Annotated in this window: 27 protein-coding genes and 1 pseudogene; 7 read left to right on the top strand and 21 right to left on the bottom strand. The window is 47.8% G+C overall.

Annotation, left to right across the window (positions count from 1 at the left end):
- Positions 1-61: 61 nt before the first annotated feature.
- Together AK95_RS32410 and AK95_RS32415 are read right to left on the bottom strand one after the other, a co-directional pair.
- Positions 62-973 carry an NAD(P)/FAD-dependent oxidoreductase gene (locus AK95_RS32410; RefSeq protein WP_071224151.1) on the bottom strand — a complete coding sequence of 304 codons (912 nt, stop codon included), beginning with the start codon at positions 971-973 and terminating at the stop codon, positions 62-64.
- Between the two features lie 195 nt (positions 974-1,168).
- The gene (locus AK95_RS32415) at positions 1,169-2,152 is read right to left on the bottom strand and encodes a phosphotransferase family protein (protein ID WP_071224153.1); all 984 of its coding nucleotides are present in this window, start codon (positions 2,150-2,152) and stop codon (positions 1,169-1,171) included.
- A 124-nt stretch (positions 2,153-2,276) separates the two neighbouring features.
- Between AK95_RS32415 and AK95_RS32420 the strand changes: the two genes are divergently transcribed.
- The 3 genes from AK95_RS32420 (at position 2,277) to AK95_RS32430 (ending at position 5,059) form a co-directional block, all read left to right on the top strand.
- The gene (locus tag AK95_RS32420; RefSeq protein WP_071224155.1) at positions 2,277-3,017 is read left to right on the top strand and encodes a glycosyltransferase family 2 protein; all 741 of its coding nucleotides are present in this window, start codon (positions 2,277-2,279) and stop codon (positions 3,015-3,017) included.
- Positions 3,014-3,733, top strand: a complete 720-nt coding sequence (locus tag AK95_RS32425; protein ID WP_071224157.1) for a glycosyltransferase family 2 protein — start codon at positions 3,014-3,016, stop codon at positions 3,731-3,733. The genes AK95_RS32420 and AK95_RS32425 overlap by 4 nt, the downstream gene beginning before the upstream one ends.
- Before the next feature lie 408 nt (positions 3,734-4,141).
- The gene (locus tag AK95_RS32430) at positions 4,142-5,059 is read left to right on the top strand and encodes an aldo/keto reductase (RefSeq protein ID WP_071224160.1); all 918 of its coding nucleotides are present in this window, start codon (positions 4,142-4,144) and stop codon (positions 5,057-5,059) included.
- Positions 5,060-5,114: 55 nt separating this feature from the next.
- Here AK95_RS32430 and AK95_RS32435 read toward each other — a convergent pair whose 3' ends face one another.
- The 6 genes and pseudogenes from AK95_RS32435 to nirB form a co-directional block, all read right to left on the bottom strand.
- The gene (locus AK95_RS32435; RefSeq protein ID WP_071224163.1) at positions 5,115-6,446 is read right to left on the bottom strand and encodes an MFS transporter; all 1,332 of its coding nucleotides are present in this window, start codon (positions 6,444-6,446) and stop codon (positions 5,115-5,117) included.
- A 91-nt stretch (positions 6,447-6,537) separates the two neighbouring features.
- Positions 6,538-6,618: pseudogene (locus tag AK95_RS35400) on the bottom strand (FAD-binding protein); the annotation flags it as partial.
- A gap of 166 nt (positions 6,619-6,784) precedes the next feature.
- On the bottom strand, positions 6,785-7,540 hold the full coding sequence (cobA, locus tag AK95_RS32440; RefSeq protein ID WP_235613273.1) for a uroporphyrinogen-III C-methyltransferase: 756 nt from the start codon (positions 7,538-7,540) through the stop codon (positions 6,785-6,787).
- Positions 7,541-7,548: 8 nt separating this feature from the next.
- Positions 7,549-8,424: a formate/nitrite transporter family protein gene (locus AK95_RS32445; RefSeq protein WP_071224169.1), complete on the bottom strand. Its 876-nt coding sequence runs from the start codon at positions 8,422-8,424 to the stop codon at positions 7,549-7,551.
- Between the two features lie 70 nt (positions 8,425-8,494).
- A complete protein-coding gene (gene nirD, locus AK95_RS32450; RefSeq protein WP_071224386.1) occupies positions 8,495-8,815 on the bottom strand; it encodes a nitrite reductase small subunit NirD in 321 nt (106 codons plus the stop codon).
- 13 nt (positions 8,816-8,828) lie between these two features.
- Positions 8,829-11,261, bottom strand: coding sequence for a nitrite reductase large subunit NirB (gene nirB / locus AK95_RS32455; protein ID WP_071224172.1), 2,433 nt, complete (start codon positions 11,259-11,261; stop codon positions 8,829-8,831).
- A 352-nt stretch (positions 11,262-11,613) separates the two neighbouring features.
- Between nirB and AK95_RS32460 the strand changes: the two genes are divergently transcribed.
- Both AK95_RS32460 and AK95_RS32465 read left to right on the top strand, forming a co-directional pair.
- On the top strand, positions 11,614-12,237 hold the full coding sequence (locus AK95_RS32460) for an ANTAR domain-containing response regulator (protein ID WP_071224174.1): 624 nt from the start codon (positions 11,614-11,616) through the stop codon (positions 12,235-12,237).
- Positions 12,234-13,304: an anthranilate phosphoribosyltransferase gene (locus tag AK95_RS32465; protein ID WP_071224177.1), complete on the top strand. Its 1,071-nt coding sequence runs from the start codon at positions 12,234-12,236 to the stop codon at positions 13,302-13,304. Before AK95_RS32460 ends, AK95_RS32465 begins: the two co-directional genes overlap by 4 nt.
- Before the next feature lie 56 nt (positions 13,305-13,360).
- On the opposite strand, the gene AK95_RS34670 is transcribed toward AK95_RS32465, so the two are convergent.
- The 4 genes from AK95_RS34670 to AK95_RS32480 form a co-directional block, all read right to left on the bottom strand.
- A complete protein-coding gene (locus AK95_RS34670; RefSeq protein WP_194542276.1) occupies positions 13,361-13,474 on the bottom strand; it encodes a sporulation protein YjcZ in 114 nt (37 codons plus the stop codon).
- A gap of 134 nt (positions 13,475-13,608) precedes the next feature.
- Positions 13,609-14,400, bottom strand: coding sequence for a hypothetical protein (locus AK95_RS32470; RefSeq protein ID WP_071224180.1), 792 nt, complete (start codon positions 14,398-14,400; stop codon positions 13,609-13,611).
- Positions 14,401-14,517: 117 nt separating this feature from the next.
- Positions 14,518-15,483: a hypothetical protein gene (locus tag AK95_RS32475; RefSeq protein ID WP_235613274.1), complete on the bottom strand. Its 966-nt coding sequence runs from the start codon at positions 15,481-15,483 to the stop codon at positions 14,518-14,520.
- Complete coding sequence (locus AK95_RS32480; protein WP_235613275.1) at positions 15,444-16,004, bottom strand: RNA polymerase sigma factor; 561 nt, start codon at positions 16,002-16,004, stop codon at positions 15,444-15,446. Before AK95_RS32480 ends, AK95_RS32475 begins: the two co-directional genes overlap by 40 nt.
- A 354-nt stretch (positions 16,005-16,358) precedes the next feature.
- Here AK95_RS32480 and AK95_RS32485 point away from each other — a divergent pair, with 354 nt between their 5' ends.
- Positions 16,359-16,796 (top strand): SgcJ/EcaC family oxidoreductase, encoded by a 438-nt coding sequence (locus AK95_RS32485; RefSeq protein ID WP_071224186.1) that lies wholly within the window; start codon positions 16,359-16,361, stop codon positions 16,794-16,796.
- A gap of 152 nt (positions 16,797-16,948) precedes the next feature.
- On the opposite strand, the gene AK95_RS32490 is transcribed toward AK95_RS32485, so the two are convergent.
- The 7 genes from AK95_RS32490 to AK95_RS32520 all read right to left on the bottom strand — a co-directional run bounded on the left by AK95_RS32490 (position 16,949) and on the right by AK95_RS32520 (position 21,583).
- Entirely contained in the window at positions 16,949-17,446 is a 498-nt protein-coding gene (locus AK95_RS32490; protein ID WP_071224189.1) for a hypothetical protein, read from the bottom strand.
- Positions 17,447-17,480: 34 nt separating this feature from the next.
- Complete coding sequence (locus AK95_RS32495) at positions 17,481-18,251, bottom strand: DUF4367 domain-containing protein (protein WP_071224192.1); 771 nt, start codon at positions 18,249-18,251, stop codon at positions 17,481-17,483.
- Positions 18,248-18,799 (bottom strand): sigma-70 family RNA polymerase sigma factor, encoded by a 552-nt coding sequence (locus AK95_RS32500; protein WP_071224195.1) that lies wholly within the window; start codon positions 18,797-18,799, stop codon positions 18,248-18,250. The genes AK95_RS32495 and AK95_RS32500 overlap by 4 nt, the downstream gene beginning before the upstream one ends.
- Before the next feature lie 150 nt (positions 18,800-18,949).
- Positions 18,950-19,495, bottom strand: coding sequence for a GNAT family N-acetyltransferase (locus tag AK95_RS32505; protein ID WP_071224198.1), 546 nt, complete (start codon positions 19,493-19,495; stop codon positions 18,950-18,952).
- A gap of 15 nt (positions 19,496-19,510) precedes the next feature.
- Complete coding sequence (locus AK95_RS35045) at positions 19,511-19,780, bottom strand: hypothetical protein (protein ID WP_071224200.1); 270 nt, start codon at positions 19,778-19,780, stop codon at positions 19,511-19,513.
- A 173-nt stretch (positions 19,781-19,953) separates the two neighbouring features.
- The gene (locus AK95_RS32515; protein ID WP_071224203.1) at positions 19,954-20,547 is read right to left on the bottom strand and encodes a DJ-1/PfpI family protein; all 594 of its coding nucleotides are present in this window, start codon (positions 20,545-20,547) and stop codon (positions 19,954-19,956) included.
- A 181-nt stretch (positions 20,548-20,728) separates the two neighbouring features.
- Positions 20,729-21,583, bottom strand: a complete 855-nt coding sequence (locus AK95_RS32520; protein ID WP_071224205.1) for a manganese catalase family protein — start codon at positions 21,581-21,583, stop codon at positions 20,729-20,731.
- Between the two features lie 186 nt (positions 21,584-21,769).
- Here AK95_RS32520 and AK95_RS32525 point away from each other — a divergent pair, with 186 nt between their 5' ends.
- Complete coding sequence (locus AK95_RS32525) at positions 21,770-22,282, top strand: DUF3231 family protein (RefSeq protein ID WP_071224207.1); 513 nt, start codon at positions 21,770-21,772, stop codon at positions 22,280-22,282.
- Positions 22,283-22,398: 116 nt separating this feature from the next.
- Here AK95_RS32525 and AK95_RS32530 read toward each other — a convergent pair whose 3' ends face one another.
- The gene (locus AK95_RS32530; protein ID WP_083397789.1) at positions 22,399-22,614 is read right to left on the bottom strand and encodes a DUF2512 family protein; all 216 of its coding nucleotides are present in this window, start codon (positions 22,612-22,614) and stop codon (positions 22,399-22,401) included.
- 94 nt (positions 22,615-22,708) lie between these two features.
- Positions 22,709-23,683, bottom strand: coding sequence for a DMT family transporter (locus AK95_RS32535; RefSeq protein WP_071224209.1), 975 nt, complete (start codon positions 23,681-23,683; stop codon positions 22,709-22,711).
- Positions 23,684-23,710 lie beyond the last annotated feature (27 nt).

Here is a 23,710-nt window from a genome sequence, read left to right on the forward strand (position 1 = left end):
AAGGGCATAAAAAAAAGCAAGCATGGATCATAACCAAGCTTGCCTTTCGCATATTTATGCTTTACCGATTCCAACGTTCGTTAAGCAGCTCACCATTGATGGCAGCCGCTGCCATGGCTCCCATCGAAGCGGCGGCTATGGCCTGATACATTTCCGTGGCTGCATCACCGGCGCTGTAGACGCCAGGCACACTCGTTTTACCGAAGGCGTCAATGACCACGCTTCCGGCTTCATTGATATCACATCCGATGGCGGACGGCAATTCAGAGCCGGAGACCAGTTTAGGTGCGAAAAAGATGCCTGTGCAAGGAATGATCTTTCCATCCTCCAGCTCGACTTGCAGGACCATACCCTCGTTCGATTCGATGCGATGAATCGGGGAGCTGAATACGGGGATGTCATGCTCCTTCAACTCTTGGCGCTGTTCATCCGTCAGTTCATCCGGCCCATGGGTACAGATCGTATAATGATCTGTCCAACCTGCAATGACTTTGGCAAAGTGCACTGCACCCGCACCCTTGGCAATCACAACAAGCGGCTGATCCCGCAGTTCCCATCCATCGCAATATGGACAGACGAAGGCGCTTTTTCCATAAACGTCTGCCAATCCGTTAATATCCATTGGGCTATCTTTCTTCCCGACGGCAAAGAGCAGCTTTTTACTGCGAAATACCGTCCCTTGTCCTGTTGTAATTTGAAAATCGCCATCAACACCTGTGACCGATGCGGCAGTATCCTCTACGAAACGGACAGAAGGATACGCGCTAATCTGTTCCCTTGCGATGCGCCGAAATTCCGATGGGCTGACACCGTCTCGGGTAAGAAAACCATGAGTCTCGCGGGTAACTCTATTACGCGGCTTCCCTTCATCGATCAGCACCACATCTTTTCTCGCTCTCCCCAATACCAACGCAGCATTCAAGCCTGCCGGCCCCCCGCCAATAATAAGGACATCATGCAATTGCTCACTCATTTATACCAACACCTTTCCGGATCTTTAATATCCATAATGAGAACACAAGAAGACATGACTTCTTGTTTATTTCTCCATGCCCAAGGAAGATTTCCATGGACAAATATTATTATAGACTTATGATATCCATTATAGACAGGCGAAGTCCATATTGCAACTCGAATTGTTATTTTAATTTACGAAGCGAAAATAACCTCAGCCATTCGTAACCTGAACGGTTTCCGCAATTAAACGCTGTAGATCATGCATTCGATTGGGCGTGGCCAAGCTGGAATGGGTTAACATATCGCACAAGGCAACAAGATCCTCAAGCTTGGATAGGATTTTCCAGTGATCATGCAGGACCGCTCCTTCCTCACGATATGCACGAATAAAGTTCTTTTCAAATACAGATCCTTCGCGTTCGTATCGAAGCATATTGGCTATATCTACGTATCGGTTCCATGAAAAAGCGTCCTCCCAATCAAGCACTGCCGAAACCTCACATCCTCCAGCACCATTTTGCATTAATATATTTAAACCGTTATAGTCCGAGTGAACAAGCACGGGCGTATCTTCTAGCTCCGACAATAAATGACTGTACGTTCGACTGAAGGACCATACCGATTGAGCCAGCTCTTCCCCGAGCCATTGGCCGCATGGATCCTGAAAGAGGCTTTGTTCAATAAATGCGAGAAACCGTTCCCCGTCCATCCTCGTCGGATCCTGGACTTTCATGTCCCCATTGAAGAATCCGGAATCCGTAAATGTGTGCTTGTGTATGTTGGCGAGAATGCGTCCAGCGGAGGCTGCAGCGGCAATGAGATCCTGCTCGCTTCCGCCCTGCATCACGTCACGAAGAAGATCGCCTTCCTTCCACTCCATTACCGCCCATGGCTTATCGAATACCCTGCAGCTCGTATCTGCATAGATATAATCGGCAACAGGTACGGTTTGACGGACCCTTTGAATGATAGCCAGTTCTTTTTCCGCAATCTTCAGGCCTTTCCTGAACAAACGCAGCACGTAAGGTTCTGCACTGCCTTCCAGACGAATTTTGTAGTTGGTGTTGCTAAGTCCGGTACCGATCCGTTCAGCGGCTACTACTTTTTTACGGGGAAATACGGGTGTAATCATGTCATGAATTTGTGTGATGTCTAGTTGCATCGGCGGCACTGTGCGTTCCCATCCCTCTTTCATCTCGATGCCCTCCTATTATAATTTTTTTTGAGTTGACCATGCAGTAATGCCGTTACCACTATTTATAGTTTACATATTCTAATGTGATATAGGAATTATCTTCATAGATAAGGAGAGTGATGTAATGGCAGCAAGCTTTAACCATTCATCTAAAGCACAGGGCGTATCCGTTATTACCTGCACCAATCGCCCCAATTATATAAAAAACCTGTTCCACAATTTCACTAGACAATCTCACCCCAAAAAAGAGCTTATTATCGTTATCAACGATAGTTCAATCGCACTCTCTCCATACCAACAGCTGGCCAATAAGCATCGAAATATACAAATTTATCGCATGCCCGAACATGTCACTCTAGGTGCGTGTCTAAATTACGCTGTAAGCAAAACGAGATACGGCATCATTGCCAAATTCGATGACGATGACTATTACGCCCCTCATTACTTGTCGGACTGCCTGAAATCATTAAGAAGATCGAATGCTGATATTATAGGAAAACGCGCACATTATATGTATTTAAAAGGCTCCAAAACTCTAATTCTACGTTTTCCTAACGATGAAAATCGCCCCGTAACCCAACTGCCGGGTGCTACGCTCATGTTTAAAAAGAACGTCCTTAACCAAGTACGATTTCCAAATCGAAACGTCGGTGAAGACGATCTTTTTTGCATGAGAAGCAAGCGTAAGGGCTACAGGATCTATTCCGGTGATAAGTATAATTTTGCAGCAGTACGAAGGAAGAATTCATCAAGCCATACGTGGGTGATCAGCGATAAAGAACTTACCGACAAGCACCCTAAAGTTCCGAATGTAAAAGACTACAAAACATTCGTTCAGAGGAAATCCGGAGGCGATCACACTTGACGAAAAGGTCATTATCTCCCTCACAGCCTACTGTATCGATCATCACCTGTACCAAAAGACCGGAATGCCTGCACAATCTGTTAGAAAATTACGCCAGACAGAATTACAGGCACAAAGAGTTAATCATCATATTAAATCATGACAGCCTAAGACTATCGGAAGTTCAACAGGCAGCCAAACCATATCGTAACGTGAGAATATATAGGAAGCCAGCTGAATTATCGCTCGGCAGCTGCCTCAATTTTGGTGTAAAGGTCGCTAAGCACAGCATCATTGCTAAATTTGACGACGATGATTATTACACTCGCGATTATCTGAAGGACAGCGTCGGTCTCATGATCAAGACTCGTGCTGATATTGTAGGAAAAAGGGCTCACTTCATGAAGCTTGCCGGTCAAAAGGATCTTCTGTACCGTTACCCCAACATGGCCAATCGATGGGCCCCCCTTGTTCAAGGGGCGACCATTCTGGTTAAACGGCACGTATTCAATCAAGTATCGTTTCCGAACCAAAATCGCAGCGAGTGCGTCAAATTTTGTGCTGATTGTATTGCTCGTAACTTTAGAATATACTCTGGTAGTCCCTACCATTTCATAGCGAACCGAAGACGGAACTCCAAGAATCACACCTGGATCATAAGCGACAAGAAGCTATTAACTCAACATGTAAAAAAGCTGAAAGTAGATAACGCTAAGAATTTCGTAAGCAAAGGTTAGACCCAGCATCCATATTTAATATACCGAAGCTGAAGAATGGTGACTCGAGCCTTCCCATAGAACCGGAGAGCTCGAGTCATTCATATAAACCGAGAGCCATCTCTAAAATAGGCAGCACGCTCCCCAGCGGTACATATCAAATATTAGGAATCACCGACTGCGCCTGCTTGGTCATCCCCGATCACAAGATCGTTGCCGTCCGGATCCTCTTCCCTCGCTCAATGATTCCCAAGCTCTCTTGGCAAATTTAAGCTTGTACACCTTGCACCTGCATGTCACAATAAACTAGAGACTGTCAGCATAGACCTATTCATCTATATAGTTTTGCTTACAAGTTCTCAGCTGCCCCTGCAACTACAGCGAGGTGGTCGCACAATCAACCTATTTTTGAATGGGAGGACCGTAATCATGAAAACGATGAAGCTTGGAAGCAGTTCACTGGAAGTACCTGTTGTAGCCGTGGGTTGCATGCGTATAAATTCGCTGGAAAAAGCGGAAGCCGAGCGTTTCGTATTATCCGCACTGGAGGAAGGCGCTAACTTCTTCGACCATGCCGACATATACGGCGGCGGAGCTTGCGAGGAAATTTTTGCAGACGCGATACATATGAATGCAGAAGTCCGCGAGAAGATCATTCTGCAATCCAAATGCGGGATTCGTCAGGGCATGTTCGATTTCTCCAAAGAGCATATCTTGAATTCCGTCGATGGTATCCTGAAAAGACTCAAAACCGAGTATCTCGATGTACTCCTTCTGCACCGTCCCGATGCGCTGGTTGAGCCTGAAGAGGTGGCTGAGGCATTCGATAAACTCGAAAGCTCCGGTAAAGTACGTCATTTCGGCGTATCCAACCAGAATCCGATGCAGATCCAGCTGCTGAAAAAAGCAGTGAAGCAGCCGCTCGTGGCCAACCAGCTGCAGCTTAGTATCACGAACACCACCATGATTCAGAGCGGGATCAACGTCAATATGGAGAATGACGCCGCGGTTAACCGTGATGGCAGCGTACTGGATTTCTGCCGACTTCACGATATTACGATTCAGCCTTGGTCTCCTTTCCAATACGGGTTCTTTGAAGGCGTATTCCTTGGAAGCGACAAGTTCCCTGAGCTTAATCAGAAGATCGATGAGATTGCGGAAAAATACAACGTAACCAACACTACGATTGCCATCGCATGGCTTCTTCGTCACCCTGCACACATGCAGCCGATCATCGGGACGATGAATATCAGTCGTTTGCAGGACTGCATTAAAGCTGGCGATGTAACGCTCACCCGCGAAGAATGGTATGCCATTTACCGTGCGGCGGGCAACATCCTTCCTTAAGCCCATTACCATTACAAAACAGCCTCCTATCGTCTATGATAGGAGGCTGTTTTCATTATATTGCCGCGTTTTTTGAAGATGATGATGGTTTGCGCTTGTTCACCGTGCTTAGACAAACAGGGATCATCACCAGTGACAGTAAACCTCCTGCAATGGAAAGCGTACCATAACTGGTATTGGCAACCACCATACCGGATAAAGCGCCGCCCGATGCTCCCGCCAAAGCAATCAAGACATCCACTGTTCCCTGCGTTCTGGCGCGGGCGGATGGATGGGTTGCATCGATGATGAGCGCCGTTCCGCTGATAAAACCAAGGTTCCAACCCAGCCCCAGCAGAGCCAGCGCCGTTATGATCAGCGCCATGGATTCGGCGGGAGCCGCAGCGGCTAGAATCCCGGAGCTCAAGAGCACGACGCCCGAAGCGATGGACATGCTGATGCGGCCGATTTTATCGACAAGAAAACCTGTGATTAACGAGGGCAGGTACATCGCTCCGATATGAATGCCAATCACCAAACCTACCGCTCCTAGATCATGTCCATGATGTTTCATATGGACAGGCGTCATGGTCATGATTGAGACCATGACCACCTGAGTCAATATCATCACGCAGGCTCCAACCATGATCCCCCGTTTGTTTCGTTTTGATCCGTTCACCGTGCCGGCAGAAGAATCACCGGAAATTTTCATTCTAGCTTCCTCAATTGCTTGGGCTATCGCATAAGGATCCGGGCGCAGGAATAATAGCAGGATCATGCCTGCCAGAATAAAAGCCACGGACGCTAAAATAAATGGTCCGGCCAAGGCAGGAATCCCGAAGGATTCGGCAACGTTCCCCATAACCCCCACCAGATTCGGACCCGCAACGGCACCGAAGGTGGTGGAAACCATCGCCATGCTGACCGCTCCTGCACGCTGTGAAGGTTTAGCCAAATCCGTACCTGCATAACGAGCTTGCATATTCGTTGCGGTACCTGCACCGTATATCAACAACGAGGCGAACAATAGATAAATATTATGATAAACGGCAGCCAATATAACTCCGATCGCGGCAATTCCACCCGCCAGGAATCCGGCAGCCAGACCCGGCCCTCTTCCATAGCGCTGGGTAAGCCGACCAATATACCAGGCACCCAGTGCGGAACCGACCGTGATAAGAGCAACAGGGATTCCTGCATAGCTGTCCGTCTTGAGCATATCCTGCGCCAGAAGCGCACCGACCGTCAATCCTGCGGCCAGACCAGCCCCACCGAATATTTGCGAGAGGATCACAACGATGAGGGTTTTCTTATACAGCTTGTTCTGCAAGTCGGGCGAATCGATGTAAGATTGAATATGGGATTGCCGCTTCGTGTTGGTTTCAGCAATATCCTGATCATGGGACATGGACATTCTCCTTTCATGTGCTACCAATCAGAATACCATAAACCTTCCTACGATAAGAGGAAAATTTCATTTGTCTGTCCATATAGAGTCTGCCAACCGCGTAGAGTCCGGAAACCGGCTCGCCATTTGCATTCAGTACCCGCCCAGATAGATCAGTTTGTAATACGCCCAGCATTTCCCACTTTCTGCAAATTGGTATCGCGTATAACACATGCCGCTTTCATATAGTGTATGCCCTCCCTATGCTGCAAACCTGTTTCACACCAAAAAAAGTGAACCCCACGTGAATAAGGGTTCACTCCTATTGTCAGCGTATATATATATGCGTTTCGTTCCTTTTAACCTGTCCGTTCCTCCGCTTCCGCAGCCAGTTTCAAGAGTTGATCCCTCACTCTCACAACTTCGCCAATGATCAGAAGCGCCGGATTCTTCACGTTCATTAGAAGAGCGATCTTGTGGATGGTTCCGAGCGTTCCCGTTATGGTTCGCTCCTCTGCCCGAGTCCCCTGTTCAACGATAGCTACGGGAGTCGAGAACGGCTTGCCATGAGCGAGCATCTCCTTGCAGATATCGTTCATTCTGCTGACGCCCATGTATACAACAAGCGTATCCACACTGTGAGTTAGCAAGTCCCACCTGACGCCCCGCTCATTTCCATGGCAGCTCGTTCCGCTGACAAAAGCTACCGAAGTGCTGGCTCCACGGTGGGTCAGAGGTATCCTTGTGGAGGAGGCTGCGCCCAAAGCCGAGGTAATGCCGGGCACGATCTCGAAGGGAATGCCTCGTGCAGCCAATTCGCACGCCTCTTCGCCGCCTCGGCCGAAGATCAGCGGGTCACCTCCCTTGAGCCGGACCACATCATGACCTGCAAGGGCAAAGTCTATCAAGTTCTCGTTAATCCTCTCCTGCGGAACGGAATGGCTGCCCGGTGCCTTACCGCAGTATACGAGCAAAGCATCCTTCTTCGCGTAACTCAACAGCTCATCGTTCACCAGTCGATCGTACATAATGACATCCGCTTCCTGAATACGCCGAAGGGCTTTCAGCGTAATCAACTCCGGATCTCCCGGACCTGCGCCAACAATATACACCATGCCCGGCCTCATCGTCTTTTATCGACCGGAACCGCGGTCGCCTCCATAACTCTGAGTCCATGATGGACCTTCCCAATCGGGTTAACCTCGCTGCGGTTTCCGAATCCGAAATGGGATAAGTACAACATCGCCCCGGTAAATACCGCTCCGCCAATAAAATTACCTATTAATACGGGAATTTGGTTCCAGAGCCACCAATCGGCCAAGCTGACATCCGCCCCGAGCATCATGCCCGCCGGTATCACAAACATATTTACCACGGCATGCTCGAAGCCTTGACCGAAAAAGACCAGGATGGGCAGCCACATCGCAACGATTTTCCCTATCGTTGAACTTGACGTAAACGCCATGACAACGCCTAGCGTCACCATCCAGTTGCAGAGCATAGCTTTGATCACCACCAGCAGCATGCCGCTCACGCCCAGTGCCTTATAACCAAGTGTCTTTGTTTCACTGGTGTCGATGATCATCTGAACAAGCGGATGACTCATATCCGTCCCCATCCTGGTCGCGGTAAGTGTATAGAGCCCCCCATAAATCAGGCAGCCTATCACATGTCCGAGAATTACCCATCCGTAATTCGCAACCATAGAGGCACCTGAAGCCTTCTTTTCCAGGACGGCTAAAGGCAAGAGTGCGAAGCTTCCAGTTACCAGCTCTAAGCCCAGCAGTACAATCATCACAAAGCCAACCGGAAACAGGAGCGCGCCTACCATCGGTATATTCGTTTGGTCCGAAGCGGAAAAAGCCAGCGTGGTGGCGCACGCCAGGATGGCGCCCGATAACATGCCGCGGATGAGCATCTGCGAAGTCTTCAGCCGGGCTTTCGCGGCTCCGGCCTCGATCATGTCATCCATTACCTGATTCGGTTTCACATAATCCATCTCGTGCACCCCCTTTAATGAATCAATCACTCACCTTATGAAATGCCTCTGATTCGGTAACTGGTTCGCGTCAAGCCGTACGATCCTGCAGGTAAATCGCGCCGCTTACCGGATCAACTTCAACCTGATAGGTGTTAACATTACCCGTATCCGGCTCTTGAACCCGCCCGCTGCATAGATCGATCTTCCAATCATGCAGCGGACAATGCACCTGCTTCCCGCACACCATTCCCTCCGAAAGCTTTCCTCCTTTATGCGGGCACTTGTTCTCCACAGCCAGAATATCCCCATCCGATAAACGGAACAGCGCGATTTCCGTTCCGCCGACTTCAATGGTCCTTGAGCCTTTATGATCAATTTCGTTTACATATCCTACATGAAGTTTCGTCATCATTGGATTCCCCCTATTTCGTCACTGGTTCAGCATCAGGCAAAGGCACGAAGTTTTTACGAAGCCCGCTGTCCGACGTAATTTCCTTCCATGGATCCTGCTGCTTGCTTAAAGCCAGCTTTATTCTCGAGAAGAGCGCGACGCGGTCCTCTTTCTTCTCTAATGCTTTTTTCACATGGTCCAAGCCTACTCGCTCGATCCAAACCGATGTACGCTCATTCCACTGCGCGTTTTCCCGATAGTATTGGATAAATGCCCCGGCCCATTCGAGCACCTCATCTTCCGTTTTCACGATGCACAATAACTCCGTAGCCCGAACATGAACGCCTCCATTGCCGCCGACGTGCAGTTCCCATCCACCATCAATCGCTACGACTCCAAAATCCTTGATGGTCGCTTCTGCGCAATTTCTAGGACATCCGGAAACCGCAAGTTTCACTTTGGCTGGGGTGCTCAGCCGCTCAAACTCTTTCTCCAAGCGTACGCCCATGCCTATGGAATCCTGGGTGCCGAATCGGCAAAACGTGGACCCCACGCAAGTTTTAACCGTACGGAGAGCTTTACCGTAAGCATACCCGGAAGGCATATCGAGCTCCTCCCACATCTTCGGCAGATCCTCCTTCTTGACGCCAAGCAGGTCGATCCGCTGTCCGCCTGTAATCTTAACCATCGGCACATCGAATTTTTCCGCAATCTCCGCGATTTTCTTTAGCTCCGACGGCGACGTCACACCGCCATATATTCTGGGAACGACGGAATACGTGCCATCCTTCTGAATGTTGGCATGATAACGCTCGTTCGTGAAGCGGGATTCCTTCTCATCCACGTAGGTCTCTGGAAACAGCATACCCAGATAGTAGTTCAAGGATGGCCGGCATTTAGAACATCCCTCCGGATTCTCCCATCCCAGCACATTCATCACTTCTTTGACGGTTCCAAGTCCAAGACGGGTAATTTCTGCGATAATTTCATCCCGTCCTAGCGAAGTACACCCGCATATCCCTTCTTTTACGGGTTCCCCTGCTGCATCTCCGGCGTATAACTGAACCAGTCCCTCAACAAGAGGTTTGCAGCCGCCGCAGGATCCCGATGCTTTTGTACAAGCTTTAACGGAAGCAACGGTGTTGCAATTTTTCGTGAGAATGGCATCTTTTATCGTTTCTTTCGACACACCGTTACAACCGCAAATGATCTCATCATCCGCTAGCTGAGCCAGCCGTTGTTCCGTCGATACGGCACCTGCATTCCCCGTAAAGCCTAACAGAAGCTCCTTCTCCCGGCCCTTGATGGATTCGCCGCTTTTCATGAGCGAGAACAGCTTTGGCCCATCTCCCGTATCGCCGAACATAACAGCTCCGATGAGCTGGTCATCGCGGATGACAATTTTTTTATATACACCTTCAACTTCGTCCTGGTACCGCATCGACCTGGATCCTTCCGGGTCTGCAAAATGACCTGCCGAGAATACATCTACACCGGAGATCTTCAATTTGGTAGATAGTACGGACCCGCCATAACCACTTGTCTCCACACCTGCCAGATGCTTGGCGAGCACGGCTCCCTGCTCGTAGAGCGGAGCGACAAGCCCATACGCAATCCCACGATGCTCGGCGCATTCACCGACCGCGAAGATCCCCGGGATGCTCGTCTCCATATAGTCGTTCACGATAATTCCCCGGTTGACTTCAATGCCCGCGGATTGTGCCAGCATGACGTTGGGCTTGATCCCGACAGCCATGACGACCAGATCCGTTTCAACGCGCGTCCCATCCGTGAAGCGGAGCTCCTTGACCCGCTTTCGGCCCACAATGGCCTCCGAATTTTTACTAAGCAGGAACTTCATGCCTTGGGCTTCCAATTCCAGCTGCAGCATTTTCGCTGCGGTCTCATCTAATTGCCGTTCCATTATATAGGGACTAAGATGAACCACCGAAACATCCATCCCGAGATGGAGCAGCCCTCTTGCTGCTTCAAGACCAAGCAATCCTCCGCCGATGACCACGGCTTTCTTATATTTTTTGGAAGTCTCCACCATAATCTCGCAATCCTTAATATCCCGAAAGGCGATAACTCCCTCCTTGTCTGCGCCAGGCAGAGGAAGCATAAACGGATTCGAACCGGTTGCGATGATCAATGAATCATACTCGGCCGCAGCTCCTTGATCGGAGTACACTTTACAGTTCTTGGTATCGATCCGGGTTACGGTGTGGCCGGTATATAGATGGATGTTATTCTCTTTGTACCAATCCCAATCGTTGATTATAATTTCCTGCATGTCGGCTCCGCCTGCAAGAACGGAAGACAGCATAATCCGGTTGTAATTCGGATGCGGCTCAGATCCGAATATCGTGATTTCATACGCCTCAGGCGTAAGCTTAATCAAATGCTCGATTGCCCGTACCCCTGCCATACCATTCCCGATCATCACTAACTTCTTTTTTGTCATGGTTTGCACTCCCCTCCGTCTAACACCTTTGAATATACTTGTTGATTCATCAGAAGCCTTACAGAAACCAAAATAGCCTGCATTCGCTCCAGTAGAGTAGGCACACTCTTACCGGAACGAAAGCAGGCTTCTTTGCCGCTAATGGGATACACCGTTGTATCCAAAATTTAAAGTTCTTGAGGGAAATATACAATACCCTCGGGCCAACTGTCAACATATTTGACATGAGAAGAAGAAAATTTATTAAATATCGACATCCACCTGTGATATATGTTATATAATTTAACATAATATCTATTTTTACTGACAGCTTATATCTGACGACTATCATTTATGAAAGGAGCGTCAATCCATGCGTTCATTGCTGGTTATCCACCATCCGGTCCCTGCTTCAGAGCGAAGTGACACAGATGCCAGGGCGCTTCTTCCGGAGTTTATCCTTCGTTCTTATGGATACAAGGTCCTCCTTGCCCGAAGTGAGAAGCAAGCGCTGGCTGGAATCATGGAAGCAGACGGAACGGTACTCCACCTCCCGGTTGCCGCAATCAAATCGTGGTCCAGCACCCTTGAACAACAAAAGCGCGTTCCGGTTCTGTGGTGGTGCAGCGATCATGCCGCTTCGCAATCTCTCGAAGCATGTGAGGATGATGTTATTATTGATGGACTTTTATTCCCCGCCATGAAGGAGCATGAGCTGCATTGGACGCTGCATTTTAGCTCCAAGCATTTTTACGAACGAGAGCAGTGGCATAACGAAAGAACGCAGCTCCTTGCTCGCATTGAAGAGCGTAAATGGATTGATATGGCCAAAGGCATTCTATGCAAGATGAACAATATTTCGGAATCCGAAGCATACGATGTCCTGCGCAAACAGGCGATGAATGAAAGAAAAAGAATGGTGGATGTCGCAACCTCGATCGTCAAGTTGTATCAATTGCTGCAGGAGACCGGTTCAGGAGGTGCAAAAAAATCATGATCCACTTATTAAAAGAAGTCGGTCGCGGCAAGCGGGGCGCGCGTGACCTGACTTACGAGGAAGCGCTGCAGGCTGCAGAATCGATTCTCGGATTGCAGGCAACCCCTGCTCAGATCGGAGCCTTTTTCATTGCGGAACGCATCAAAATGGAAAGCGTGGAAGAATTGGAGGCATTCGTGCAGGTTTGCCGTGAATATGCGGACCGTTCGTTTATACATGAGGGTGTAGACTGTGCAGGACCTTATGATGGCAGAAAGTCATCATTTTTCTCTACCTTAGCCACCGCGTTCGTGCTGGCTGCTGCTGATCTGCCTGTCACTCTGCATGGAACCGCATCACTGCCCCCGAAGTGGGGGATCACATTATCGGATATACTCGCGGAGAAGGGGATATCCGGATCGTTACTGACAAAAGAATCATGCATCCGCGCAGCCCATCAATCTGGCGTATTATATGTACATGCTGAGGAATGGTGTCCCCCGCTTAAGAATCTTCGCCCAATCCGGGAGGAGCTCGGTATGCGGACCGTGCTCAATACGACCGAAAAGTTTGTGGATTACTCCCATTCCCCTTTCCTAACGTTCGGCGTATACCATAACACGGTCTTTGACCGTTTAAGCCGACTGATCCTAAAACTCGGTTATCGGAAAGCGATCATCATTCAGGGAAGTGAAGGCTCCGATGAACTGTTCATTCACCGTCCCACGCGGACTTACCGGGTTGAGAACGGTGAAGCCAGCCTCCATATCATCGATCCGGAAGCGTACGGACTTGATACGCCCGTTCCGGACATAAGCTGGACCCCGTCCGAACAAGCTAACGTTACCTCAGAGGTTCTGCAGGGTAAGGGGAATATCGCTTTTATCTACCAGGTACTGCTGAATGGAGCTGTTCGCTTACACTTGGCGGATAAAGTCAGATCCGTCGAGGAAGGGATTTATACTTGCAAGGCACTGCTGGATTCGGGTAAACCGTGGGAGTTATACGACAAATGGTTGTCCTTGCTTTTAGAGTCTGTCCCACATGATGGTTTGACATCGCCAATCGTCAGACATGTTGCACATTAATACAGATAGAAACCCGCACCGGGCAAGCGGTGCGGGTTTCACTCATTTAATACCTATTAAACTCCAAATCCAAATCCGAATGCAGAAACGATGATGACCAAGAGAATGAAGAGTACCAGTACTGCTCCAACGGAACCATATCCTCCGCCATATCCACCAACTTCACCCATTGTTCTAACCTCCTTTACTTTGCCGAACACAACATCCTATGCTCGATATTTCAAAGAGCTTAGACTATAGAGAAATAAAATAAAAACAGACTGGCGTTGAGTCAAAATGAATATGGATTCTTTAGGGTAATAACTTATTTCGCAATCATTTTCTTCGCATAGTTCAGCACATCCGATTTGGCGCTCTCCGCCCAAATGCTGTACCGGATCTGCTGCTCTTCATCCACCCAATCCAGGTGATCCCTTCCCTTGGAGTCAGCTGTGTAGACACATTCCACTCCGTTAATGACGATGGTTTCCTTCTTCTCGTTCGGTTTCTTCTGCGGCACAGGCGTTCCGCCCATTGGCTGTTCAGGGACAATATAACTCGCAACGACTTGAAGCTTTACTTTTCCTTTATCAAAATTCAGAATCGCCGCGGACGCTTCATTCGACTTCATGATGTCGGAATATACGAATTTCTCGCCGTTTGCTGCCTTCGCTTTTAATTCCTGCTCAATTTCTGCGTACAAGCTAGACGTTCTTTCAGGACTCTTTAAGTATAAAATCGCGTTCTGGAATGAATAACTCTTCGGCAAGTCAACAGGCTTGGTAAGCGTAGGAGCGTTCAATGCCTTTGCCTTCGCCACATAGTCCGCATACTTGGTATGAACAAAGCCTATAGACGTAAAGTAAATGTCATCTAACCGGTTATATTCCTGGTCCGCAACATAATACGCAACCATCTGCCCTGCTTTAAGTTTGTTACTGAGCTCCTTGATTCGATCATCATACGAAACGGATGTCTTCTCCGGTTTGGCAGTAGAAGCCGCTGCTTTCGTCTGCGGAACAGACGTACTTGCAGTGCTTGCTGCATAAACATTCGCGGAACCGATCATCATCGTTGCTGCGAGAAATAAAGCGACCTTCATCTTGTTTTTCATCATGGTACAATTCATGCTCCTTTCGGCGGTAAGGCCTATTAAAATAGTGTTGAAATACATCTCATATAACACCTTGCCGACAACAAAAGGGACATTTTGTAAAAAATAGTGAAAAAGCGTTTATTCCGAAACAAGACCGGCTGCAATCTTCGCAAACTCATCCTTGGATAGCGGATCCTTTGGATCATCCGTAATTATATATAGCACCTCTTCACTGTCGCTTAACCAAGTCAAGCTGCGCGTTTCATTTGTCTGATCGGCAGAAAAAATCATTTCTTTCCCATTTACCGTCAGTTTTACGGCTTGATTTGTGAGCACTCCAGCTTTTGGGCCCTTCTCTCGTGCAAAAGCTAAAATCCTGATCCGATTATCGCCTTTACGATATTCCATTCCTGTAGAGGCAATCTTGAACCAAGGAACAATTTTATAGTACAGTCCCTGTTCTTCATCCGACTTCTCCGCCTGCTCTTTAAGTTCATTTAGAAGACTTTCGTACCCCGGTGTTCCCCACACGGGTTCGTTTCTAATTTGAATCCGTCCAAAATCAAATCGATACCCTTCGGGTACATAATCAGGTTTTCGAAGTAGGGGCGCATCCTTCTCCTCAATTTCTTTTGCCAGTTCTTGATAATTCGGATGCTTTGTCGCCATATAAAAATAGTTCAGTGGATATTTTCTGGTTGATGAAGTCAGATGCTGATCCTTGATATAATATACAGCCTGTTCTCCGGGCTTTAACCTCTTGCTCAGCTCTTCTTCCGTCTCTTTTTTACGTTTGGCGTTATATTCCGACTCGGAGTATTTCCATGGCTTTATGGTAGACAGAATAACTTCGCCTTCCTTGTTCTTGATCTGAATCAGGTATTGGCTTGCATAAGCGCTAATTGACGAAAGAATCAAAATCGCAGTAAGCATCGCAATAATCAACGTTTTCTTACGATTGCCGGCATTTCTTCCTTGTTTCTTCTGGTGAATTTGACGCACCTTGTGCATGATGGCGGGGGTCACGTCCACCTCTTCTTCCACGGAGTGCAGTTCCATGCCTCTCAGAATTCGATCTTGGTCCGATTGTCCCGAATCTCGCATAACTCCGTACCCCCCTTCTCCTGAATCAGCTTGATGACTTTCTGTTTCATCCGAGCATACTTTTTCTTCACTGCACTGAGATTCTTATCCAGAATCTGTGCAATCTCCGTGAATGGTTTATCTTCGAACACCCGCAGCACGAGCAGATTCCGCTCCTCCACCGAGAGCTTAGTCATGGCATATTCCAGCGGTTCGCTGAACCACCTGCGCTCCAGCGTCTGTTCCACGCTATCAGCATAACCTGCCGGTTTGATGAGTCGGTTCACTCGCATGCGAACTTGTCTCTTGCGAAGCAGATTAAGACAATGATGATAGGCAATCTTGTATAACCATGATGAGAACGATACCTTCGCTTCATAGGTATGAAGCTTGGTGAACGTTTTGATGAAGATATCCTGGACGGCATCCTGCGCGTCCTGCTTGCAGCCGAGCATCCGGCAGCAATATATGTAGATCTGTTTTTTGTACGTTTCAACGATAGGCTCGAAACAATCGACCTCACCGGCCTTAACGCGCCTCACGCACTCCTCTATCGAATCCAATTCGAAGACGCACCTCCGCGTAAATCTAATTTACGTTTGTATAACACCTCTTCTGCCCAAAAAGGGACATCTGTAACATATATAAAAAAACAACTCATACCTCAAGTATGAATTGTTTTAATGTAATGTCGATCTTTTCTTTTATCAGTAACGAGGTCTTCGAACGTCTGGATGATCCCACATCTCGCTTATATACCTGAGGGCATATGCTCCTGCCATAAAATATATTTTTAATTATATATCTTATCATCTAAGATGAAATCACAGAAATCAATTGATGGGTGAAGAGATCTCGACCCAAAATGCAGTACAAAAAAAAGGAGGTTATTCGCAATGTCCAACATCCAGGAAAATCGCAAGGTGCTAGAGGAGCAGGAAGGACGCATCATTAGACAAACGATTGCCGATATGGAATCGGCATTTAATCAACATGACGCCGATGCCTTGGACCGTCACTTTACCCAAGACTCCACTTGGGTCAATGTTATGGGGGAGATGCTCTCAGGCTGGGATCAAATAAATAACGCTCATAAAGTTGTTTTAAAGGGACCGCTTCTTCATTCTTACGCAAAGTATTTCGTTGAAAAACTTGTATTCTTACGCCAGGATGTGGCCATCGCGCATATACGACAGCATCCGGCTACATCGAAGGGGGAACTCATCGAAGACGGACAAGGAAGCCTGGCAATCTATGTGATGCTCAAGGACCAAGACACTTGGCAACTTGCTGCGGGTCAGAATACTTTAATCCAGTTGCACCGTAAAGGATAACCACAATAAGAGTGAGTCTATCATCCATGCAGCATAAACAACAGTTCCCATATGAAAACCCAGATTCTCGATCATAAGATCGGGGACCTGGGTTCAGTGAGTTCATCTATTGCTTCATACGGTTTTGAACGGTTCAACGGTGGTGCAATTTCTTAACTCCGTGGAAACCGTTTTTTTCCGGCGATAAGCAGTCCACCCGCAATCATGACAACCGCCGCGCCGACCCAGATCCATGGATTCGTACCCGCTTCTTCCGCTGCAACCACATCGGCTTCAGCCGCATTCGCTCCATAGAGAATCGCTTGCTCTCCTTCCACCACCTGAACGATATCACGTCCAAACTTCGCATAAAGGAATTCTGCATGCTGTTCATTGTATGGTGTAATGCCAACCTCAACCTTATCACCGACCACACCCGTGTGAGTCACAGTAAAACCCTGTGCGGAAAGCTCTTCTTGACCTGCACCGGCAACATATTCGTCAATCTCCGCTTGTTTGTTAGTCAGACGATCTTCCGCTGCGGAAGCCAAGTGCCAGGATGATGATACCGCGCTATCCGGCGCAGCTAAGGCAGAACCAGCCCCAAATACGAGCAAAGCGCTCCCCAACAGCAGTATCTTGCCCCAATGCTTCACATTTACCTTTTTCATATCTCTTTACCTCCTGATTTTTCTGTATGATCGATTATGGATCTGGATTCATAACCGGTTCCATGGACCGGGCAATTTGAAGAGCTTCCTCTTGGCTCACAAGACCTGAGATCATAAAGTGAATATGATCTGTGTACCAATGGAGCTGAACATTAGGAACCATCCCTCCGTTGTCTTGAATTGGCTCGCCTCTGATTAAATAGCCTTCGACACCGTTCAAGTCCACTTTTTCATCGAAATGCTGGGGCATATTCACTTTGTCATCTTTGTTTACAAACAAACCGAATGAGCGGTCGCCTGCTGTGTAACTGAATACCGCTTCTGTAGCTGCCTCTTCTTTCGGACCTGTTACCGAAATTTGATAAAGGGAGAAGCCTTCCGGAAGATAGGACGGAATACGAAGCTTATCACCAAAGGCTTGCTCTGCCTCATCATAGCTGCCGAGAATTCGCGGTTCGTTATTCGAAATACCCGGTGGATTCTCGATCGGGGCATCAGGACCAGGATCGTTTAGGACCACAGGGGGCTCCAGTACTACAGTAGGCGATTCCGGAGATTTAAGGAAGTTAGGCTCAGCGAAAATGAGGAATAATCCGATGAGCGCAGCAGCGACTGCTGTTCCGGCGAACCATGGATACCATCTTTTTCTCGTTCTTCGCTCCTGATTCTCCAACTGCTTTCGTTCTCGCTCTGCAAGCTGCTTCACCTTCACTTGCATATTCGTATCGAAGTGAAGGTTTCCAAACAAGAGGTCATCCGCTTCGTTTTTTATAAGGTCCCGAAGTTGGTCGTCCTGGGATGTCATTGTGCGAGTCCCTCCTTTATCAGGTATTCGCCAAGAAGCTCTCTTGCCCGGTGAAGCCTCCCGCGAACGGTCCCTTCCGGTGCTCCGGTAGCTTCCGCGATTTCACGAGTTCCCAGGTCAAGATAGTAATACAAGTAAATAACCTCATGATAATGAACCGGCAGTTTGGCAATATATTTAAGAATGGTTGTTTGATCTAGGCGCTCCATGGCTTCCTCCTCCACACTGCGGAGTACGGAGCTTTCCAGCAGCAGCGGATCCGTCGGTTGCTCTTGTGTCATCTTTAACCCCAGTTTATCCCGGCATGCATTAATTGCAATCTTCGTCAGCCACGTCTTCACACTGCTCTCCCCCCGGAATGATGTCCAATGGCGAAAAGCCCGCAGGAACACCTCCTGGCTAACGTCCTCCGCTAAATGTCGATCCCCCAGGTAGAAGTAGGCTGTACGCAGTATGGAGGTGCCATACTCGTTCATGAATTGCTCCAGCGCCAGGGAGGGCTCAGACGGAAATCTTGATTTGTCGTTAGGGCCGGCCGGCCTTGCCATCTGTTGACCACCTCCATACCCTTTAGACGGCTTAACTCTCCATTCCGCTACATCAATGGCAAAATAAAAGTTTAAAAGCTGAAGAATGCCTGATAAGGTAACAAAAAGCCCAACCGATCGCAATCGACCGGTTGGGCTTTCCCTCAATCTTTACTTCAATGATGCAAGCGATGAGTCGAACTGAAAGATCAGCTTTTCATTGTCGTCCCTCACAGCCACAAATTCCTGCACGCGTGAGTCCGAAACATAGTTGTTCATCGTCTTTCTCCAGAATGCCTGCGCCCGTTTATTGCGATCCGTGGCATTCGTCTGGACTTCCCAGCTGCCGGAATGCTTGTCGAACACTTGTGATGCAGCATTCTCCGCAACATGTTTGCCTCGGAAGGGTTTCATAACAAAAAACTCATTCATGTAAAATTCACTGCCATATGTGTATGGCGGGGTTGCTACCAGAGCAAATCCTGCCGGGATGCCATCCACTCGGATCAGGTAAGGAAACAAAATCGTTGGCTTTTCCCACCATATATCAAAAACTTGATTCTGGTCATTCAAGGTTCTTGTGTCATCATCCTCATAGATGCCATATCGATTCGGCTTCCATCCCCATATCCCTGATAAATCATGCAAATACAGCGGATATATATTATTAATGATAAATTTGGTGGAAGAATCGGTTAACTCCACGGTAACTTTCATATGTTCTCCTCCGTTCTAGACGTAACCCAAACTCTTGAAATACTGCATTTTGCTATCTCTAAAACCTTCATCAAAATCGGCCATGCCTGCAAACTCCGAATCTTGAAAACATAGACCAAAGAGCCAAAGCTGCCGAATGGCAACAAAAAACGGGACAGCGGCAAGATCATTTTCGCTGAGGGATCTAATGATTTTCACAACGCTACCGATCTCATAATGATGTTGGATATGTAACCCTACCGCTTGCTTGGATAGAAGCGAGTAGGAGACAGGAAATAAACGCAAATTATATCCCTCCTTGCACTCAAGGGTATCATCCTCCATAAACGCTTACATATAGGCTGTATGATTATAATTATTTTTTATATAAACCGCGGTACGCCGTAATCACAAAAAAAAGCAGCAAGCTCTGTCTTCTTTCGGACAGGCTCACTGCTTAAAATCCATTTAGTCTTTGATCATGCTTTCCTTGTAAATCCCATAAGCTCTTTCACATGCAGGGTATTTTCCAAGGATGTCAGTTTTTCCAGTAAAGTGAATGCCACATCAAAACCCGTTGCCGGGTTACATGAAGTAATCAGGTTCCCATCAACAACGATCTGTTCTTCCACGACGTGGGCACCGAATTCCCGCAGCTGCGATTTTCTGATGCTGGTCGGGTGATCATACGTCGTGGCTTTTCGTCCCTCCAGCACGCCGGCTTTGCCAAGCGTAAGAGCTGCAACGCAGATCGTGGCAATCCACTTGCCCTGCTCATGAAATTCCCGAATGATCTTGGAGAACCTGGAGTCGTATCCATCGTTATAAAAGCCAGCTTCCTCGAACCCGCCAGGAATCGCCAGAGCATCGTAATCCTCCACCTTCACCGAGTCCAGCGTGACCTCAGGAATGACGGTAAAATTCCACGTGCATTTCAATCTGTCATGCAGTCCCGCGGTCACTACCTGGGTTGTCCCGTCTCCCTCCAGATTGTTCCACCCCAGTACATCCGTAAATACACTCGCTTCCACAGCTTCAAATCCATCCGCCAACAACAAAAGCACTTTTTTCATAAGCCATCCTCCCCCGTCCTTTTCACTCTATATGATCTTCAGAGATATCTCAATCTTTCGGATTGTGTTCTATCTTACTATACTTATCTTTAAATTCAACAGAAACAAATGAAAAAACCAAAAGAAGCAGCCCGATGACCGCCTCTTTTGGTTCAATAACCTGCATACCCAATCAGATGAATTACTGATTTAAATCATACAAACCAGGCGCGTGCTCGTTAGCCAGCTCAGGCATCACAGGTAAAGGGAACCCCTCTGGAGGTTGAACCACTTGTAGCTCCCCGCCATTTCTGCTTGGGGTTTGACCGCTAAAGATTTCGCCGATTCGAGTATCATCCAGCCTGAAGTTGAACTGTGCGTTATGGAAGCCCATATCTACGTATTTTTGACATTCCGGATATTTATGGATGTCATAATTCGGAACAGGGAATATTTTACCCCATTCAACGCCCAGCGTCTCCAGCGCTTTGGCAAATGCATTTTGATGCGCATTATCCCGCACAATCAGGAAAGCTAGCGTCTCGCGGAAGGTTTTGTTTGTGCTCATCTCATAGATCCGTGTTTTTTGAAGCACTCCCGTAGATTCAAGCACGACATTATCGAGTAAATTACTAACCAAATTCCCGTGATCGTACACGTAATTTCCCTGCCATGGGTTTCCTGCGGCATCAACTGGCAATGAACTCTGCGCTCCCATAATAAAATGATGCGGATTCGCATGCTTAATCGCTTCATTCAGCGGCGCGCCATCCGTTCCGGCATTACCTGCCCCTTCTGCGCCCGCGCCGGTCAGCAGCTGGTTGATTGTATGTTGAACCAACTCGACATGGCTTATCTCCTCCAAGAAAACGCCGCGGATCAAGTCACGGTATTGAGTTGCGTTCCCTCTGAAATTATTGCTTTGGAAAAAGAACTGCATCAACGTCCGCATTTCGCCGAATCGGCCGCCTAGCGTTTCCTGCAGCACTTTTGCAGCTGCTGGATCGGGTTTATCCGGAACGATCAGATTGATCAGATCCTCTTTGTAAAAATACATTCAACTTCCTCCCGCTTCCTCAATATTGTCACGAATCCAGTTTGCGTTAATGTCCCATTTCCCATGCATCCGCACCTTCAGACAATGATTTCCTCGAAATTGCCTATACCTGCTTCGAAAGAATTAAAAGATACTCTCCTGCACATAATGACTCTGTTTGTATTAAACACAAAAGGAGAGAACAACTTGGGAATTCTAAGCGGCAATCCTAAAAATGAGCCTATGCATTATGGTGAAATCTTCAGTGTATGGGAAACGTCCATGATGGCAAAAGGCATGGTTTCCTGCTACGAAGCTTATATGAGTCACGCAGGCGATAAAGATCTCAAAAAAATGCTAAAAGATCTGCTGGATCAAGCAAAACTTGAGATTAAAGAATGTGATGAACTGCTTACAGATAACGGAATCGCCCCTGCACCGGGACTTCCCGAAAGACCCCCGGCCAAACTGGAGGATATTCCAGTAGGTGCAAGATTCACGGATCCTGAAATTGCCGCCAAAATCGCTGCTGATACTTCACTCGGACTCGTATCATGCAGTAAAACCATGGGGATGTCCATCCGGGAGGATATAGGAGCTTTATTCGCTAAATATCATCTCACCAAGACGGCGCTGGGTGTGCGGATCCTCCAGATGAATAAGGAAAAAGGCTGGCTCATTCCCCCTCCTCTTCAAATCAAGAGACCTGAAGAAAAATAGCCTAAAACACAAAAACACTCCGATCTCCGATGAGGTCAGAGTGTTTTTTCATTGTTTAAATTTGTTAATCACAGATTGGCGTTGCCGAAACTCAAGCCCGTTGTTTTTGAACAGGCTCATGGTCCCGAAGGAGCCACCAGTCCCACATCTCCAATGGTAGCCATCATGTTATTCGTCCTTGGCAAAATTAAAAGATCACCCACCAGATAAGCAACAATGCCGATACCCAAAGCAGCAATAACCGCTGATGCAAACGCAGCATTCGATAGACCGACTAGGATTGCCGTAATCATAACGTCATGCACCAGAAGCTTAACTAGTAATTTCTCCATCCGTATCACTCTCCTTCTCCTTCATGTTATCCCGCTTATCATTTATTACCCAATTTTATCCGTTCTACGTTTCCATCCATCTGTATCCATTCGTTCATTTCGAAACTCCAGAAATCATTCCATGGTCAGTGACAGGCTGCATGGACAATTTACCGGTTTGTGCTTGATTTCTCCCAATCAGAACCATACCTAGAATGACCAGGAGTCCCCCGCACCACTGCTCCCAGCCTGCCGATTCCTTTAATAGGATGACCGAGAGCATTAAAGCGGTAAACGGCATCATCCCCGAAAAAGCTGCGGCCGTTGATGCCTGGCACCGCTTGATGCCGGCATACCAGCAAATAAAAGCCAGGGCCGTTACAATAGGTCCATACCAAACCAGGGCCAGCCACTCCTTAAGCCCGATCGCTGATAATGAAGCTGCGGGGTTCTCAAACCATGAAGGAACCAGGCAGAGCATGAGGGCCAGTGCAGAGACCAATGTCGTTTGGACTATAGGATGCATACTCTCATCGTATGTCTTGTTTTGCTTGACTGAACTGATCCGAGACAGGATGTTAAAGTAAGATTCACTCGCTGCTGCGCAGAGGACTAGCGCGTTACCCCATACATGATGAATGGAAAATGAAACATCCGATGAAAATAACCCCTGGATCACGATAACTCCTCCCACCGTGCTTAGAACACCCACGAGCTTGGTGCGGTTCATCGATTCTTTCAGCAGCATGCCGGCCAGAATAACGGTAAAGGCAGGCGTGGCACCCGTTAAGATTCCGGCTTCAGCAGAACTTGTATGTTGTAGGCCGTACAGTAAAAACATCCGAAACAGAAACATTCCAAATAATGCCTGGAAGAATAGAATCCTCCACTCTCTTATCGATAAACGACGGACCGTCTTCATCAGATTCCTCAGACACAGAGGCAGCAAACACAGAAGCGCAAAGAACAAGCTGACTGCAGTAATGGTGAAAACCCCTAATCTTTCGTTCAAAAACCAACCGGTAATAACCGAGGTGCCCGCAAGTGAAAATGCACCCAACAGATACAACATCCCTTTCCAACGCTCCAAACAATCACATCCCCCAACCATCCTAGG

Origin of the sequence: Paenibacillus sp. LC231, from assembly GCF_001860525.1 — a bacterium.
Classification (GTDB): Bacteria; Bacillota; Bacilli; order Paenibacillales; family Paenibacillaceae; genus Paenibacillus_AQ.

Excerpts from the sequence above, each read along its gene's own strand:
- AK95_RS32410 (WP_071224151.1), bottom strand. The coding sequence starts at position 973 with ATGAGTGAGCAATTGCATGATGTCCTTATTATTGGCGGGGGGCCGGCA.
- AK95_RS32415 (WP_071224153.1), bottom strand. The coding sequence starts at position 2,152 with ATGAAAGAGGGATGGGAACGCACAGTGCCGCCGATGCAACTAGACATC.
- AK95_RS32420 (WP_071224155.1), top strand. The coding sequence starts at position 2,277 with ATGGCAGCAAGCTTTAACCATTCATCTAAAGCACAGGGCGTATCCGTT.
- AK95_RS32430 (WP_071224160.1), top strand. The coding sequence starts at position 4,142 with ATGAAAACGATGAAGCTTGGAAGCAGTTCACTGGAAGTACCTGTTGTA.
- AK95_RS32435 (WP_071224163.1), bottom strand. The coding sequence starts at position 6,446 with ATGTCCCATGATCAGGATATTGCTGAAACCAACACGAAGCGGCAATCC.
- cobA (WP_235613273.1), bottom strand. The coding sequence starts at position 7,540 with ATGGTGTATATTGTTGGCGCAGGTCCGGGAGATCCGGAGTTGATTACG.
- AK95_RS32445 (WP_071224169.1), bottom strand. The coding sequence starts at position 8,424 with ATGGATTATGTGAAACCGAATCAGGTAATGGATGACATGATCGAGGCC.
- nirD (WP_071224386.1), bottom strand. The coding sequence starts at position 8,815 with ATGACGAAACTTCATGTAGGATATGTAAACGAAATTGATCATAAAGGC.
- nirB (WP_071224172.1), bottom strand. The coding sequence starts at position 11,261 with ATGACAAAAAAGAAGTTAGTGATGATCGGGAATGGTATGGCAGGGGTA.
- AK95_RS32460 (WP_071224174.1), top strand. The coding sequence starts at position 11,614 with ATGCGTTCATTGCTGGTTATCCACCATCCGGTCCCTGCTTCAGAGCGA.
- AK95_RS32465 (WP_071224177.1), top strand. The coding sequence starts at position 12,234 with ATGATCCACTTATTAAAAGAAGTCGGTCGCGGCAAGCGGGGCGCGCGT.
- AK95_RS34670 (WP_194542276.1), bottom strand. The coding sequence starts at position 13,474 with ATGGGTGAAGTTGGTGGATATGGCGGAGGATATGGTTCCGTTGGAGCA.
- AK95_RS32470 (WP_071224180.1), bottom strand. The coding sequence starts at position 14,400 with ATGATGAAAAACAAGATGAAGGTCGCTTTATTTCTCGCAGCAACGATG.
- AK95_RS32475 (WP_235613274.1), bottom strand. The coding sequence starts at position 15,483 with ATGCGAGATTCGGGACAATCGGACCAAGATCGAATTCTGAGAGGCATG.
- AK95_RS32485 (WP_071224186.1), top strand. The coding sequence starts at position 16,359 with ATGTCCAACATCCAGGAAAATCGCAAGGTGCTAGAGGAGCAGGAAGGA.
- AK95_RS32490 (WP_071224189.1), bottom strand. The coding sequence starts at position 17,446 with ATGAAAAAGGTAAATGTGAAGCATTGGGGCAAGATACTGCTGTTGGGG.
- AK95_RS32495 (WP_071224192.1), bottom strand. The coding sequence starts at position 18,251 with ATGACATCCCAGGACGACCAACTTCGGGACCTTATAAAAAACGAAGCG.
- AK95_RS32500 (WP_071224195.1), bottom strand. The coding sequence starts at position 18,799 with ATGGCAAGGCCGGCCGGCCCTAACGACAAATCAAGATTTCCGTCTGAG.
- AK95_RS32505 (WP_071224198.1), bottom strand. The coding sequence starts at position 19,495 with ATGAAAGTTACCGTGGAGTTAACCGATTCTTCCACCAAATTTATCATT.
- AK95_RS32515 (WP_071224203.1), bottom strand. The coding sequence starts at position 20,547 with ATGAAAAAAGTGCTTTTGTTGTTGGCGGATGGATTTGAAGCTGTGGAA.
- AK95_RS32520 (WP_071224205.1), bottom strand. The coding sequence starts at position 21,583 with ATGTATTTTTACAAAGAGGATCTGATCAATCTGATCGTTCCGGATAAA.
- AK95_RS32530 (WP_083397789.1), bottom strand. The coding sequence starts at position 22,614 with ATGGAGAAATTACTAGTTAAGCTTCTGGTGCATGACGTTATGATTACG.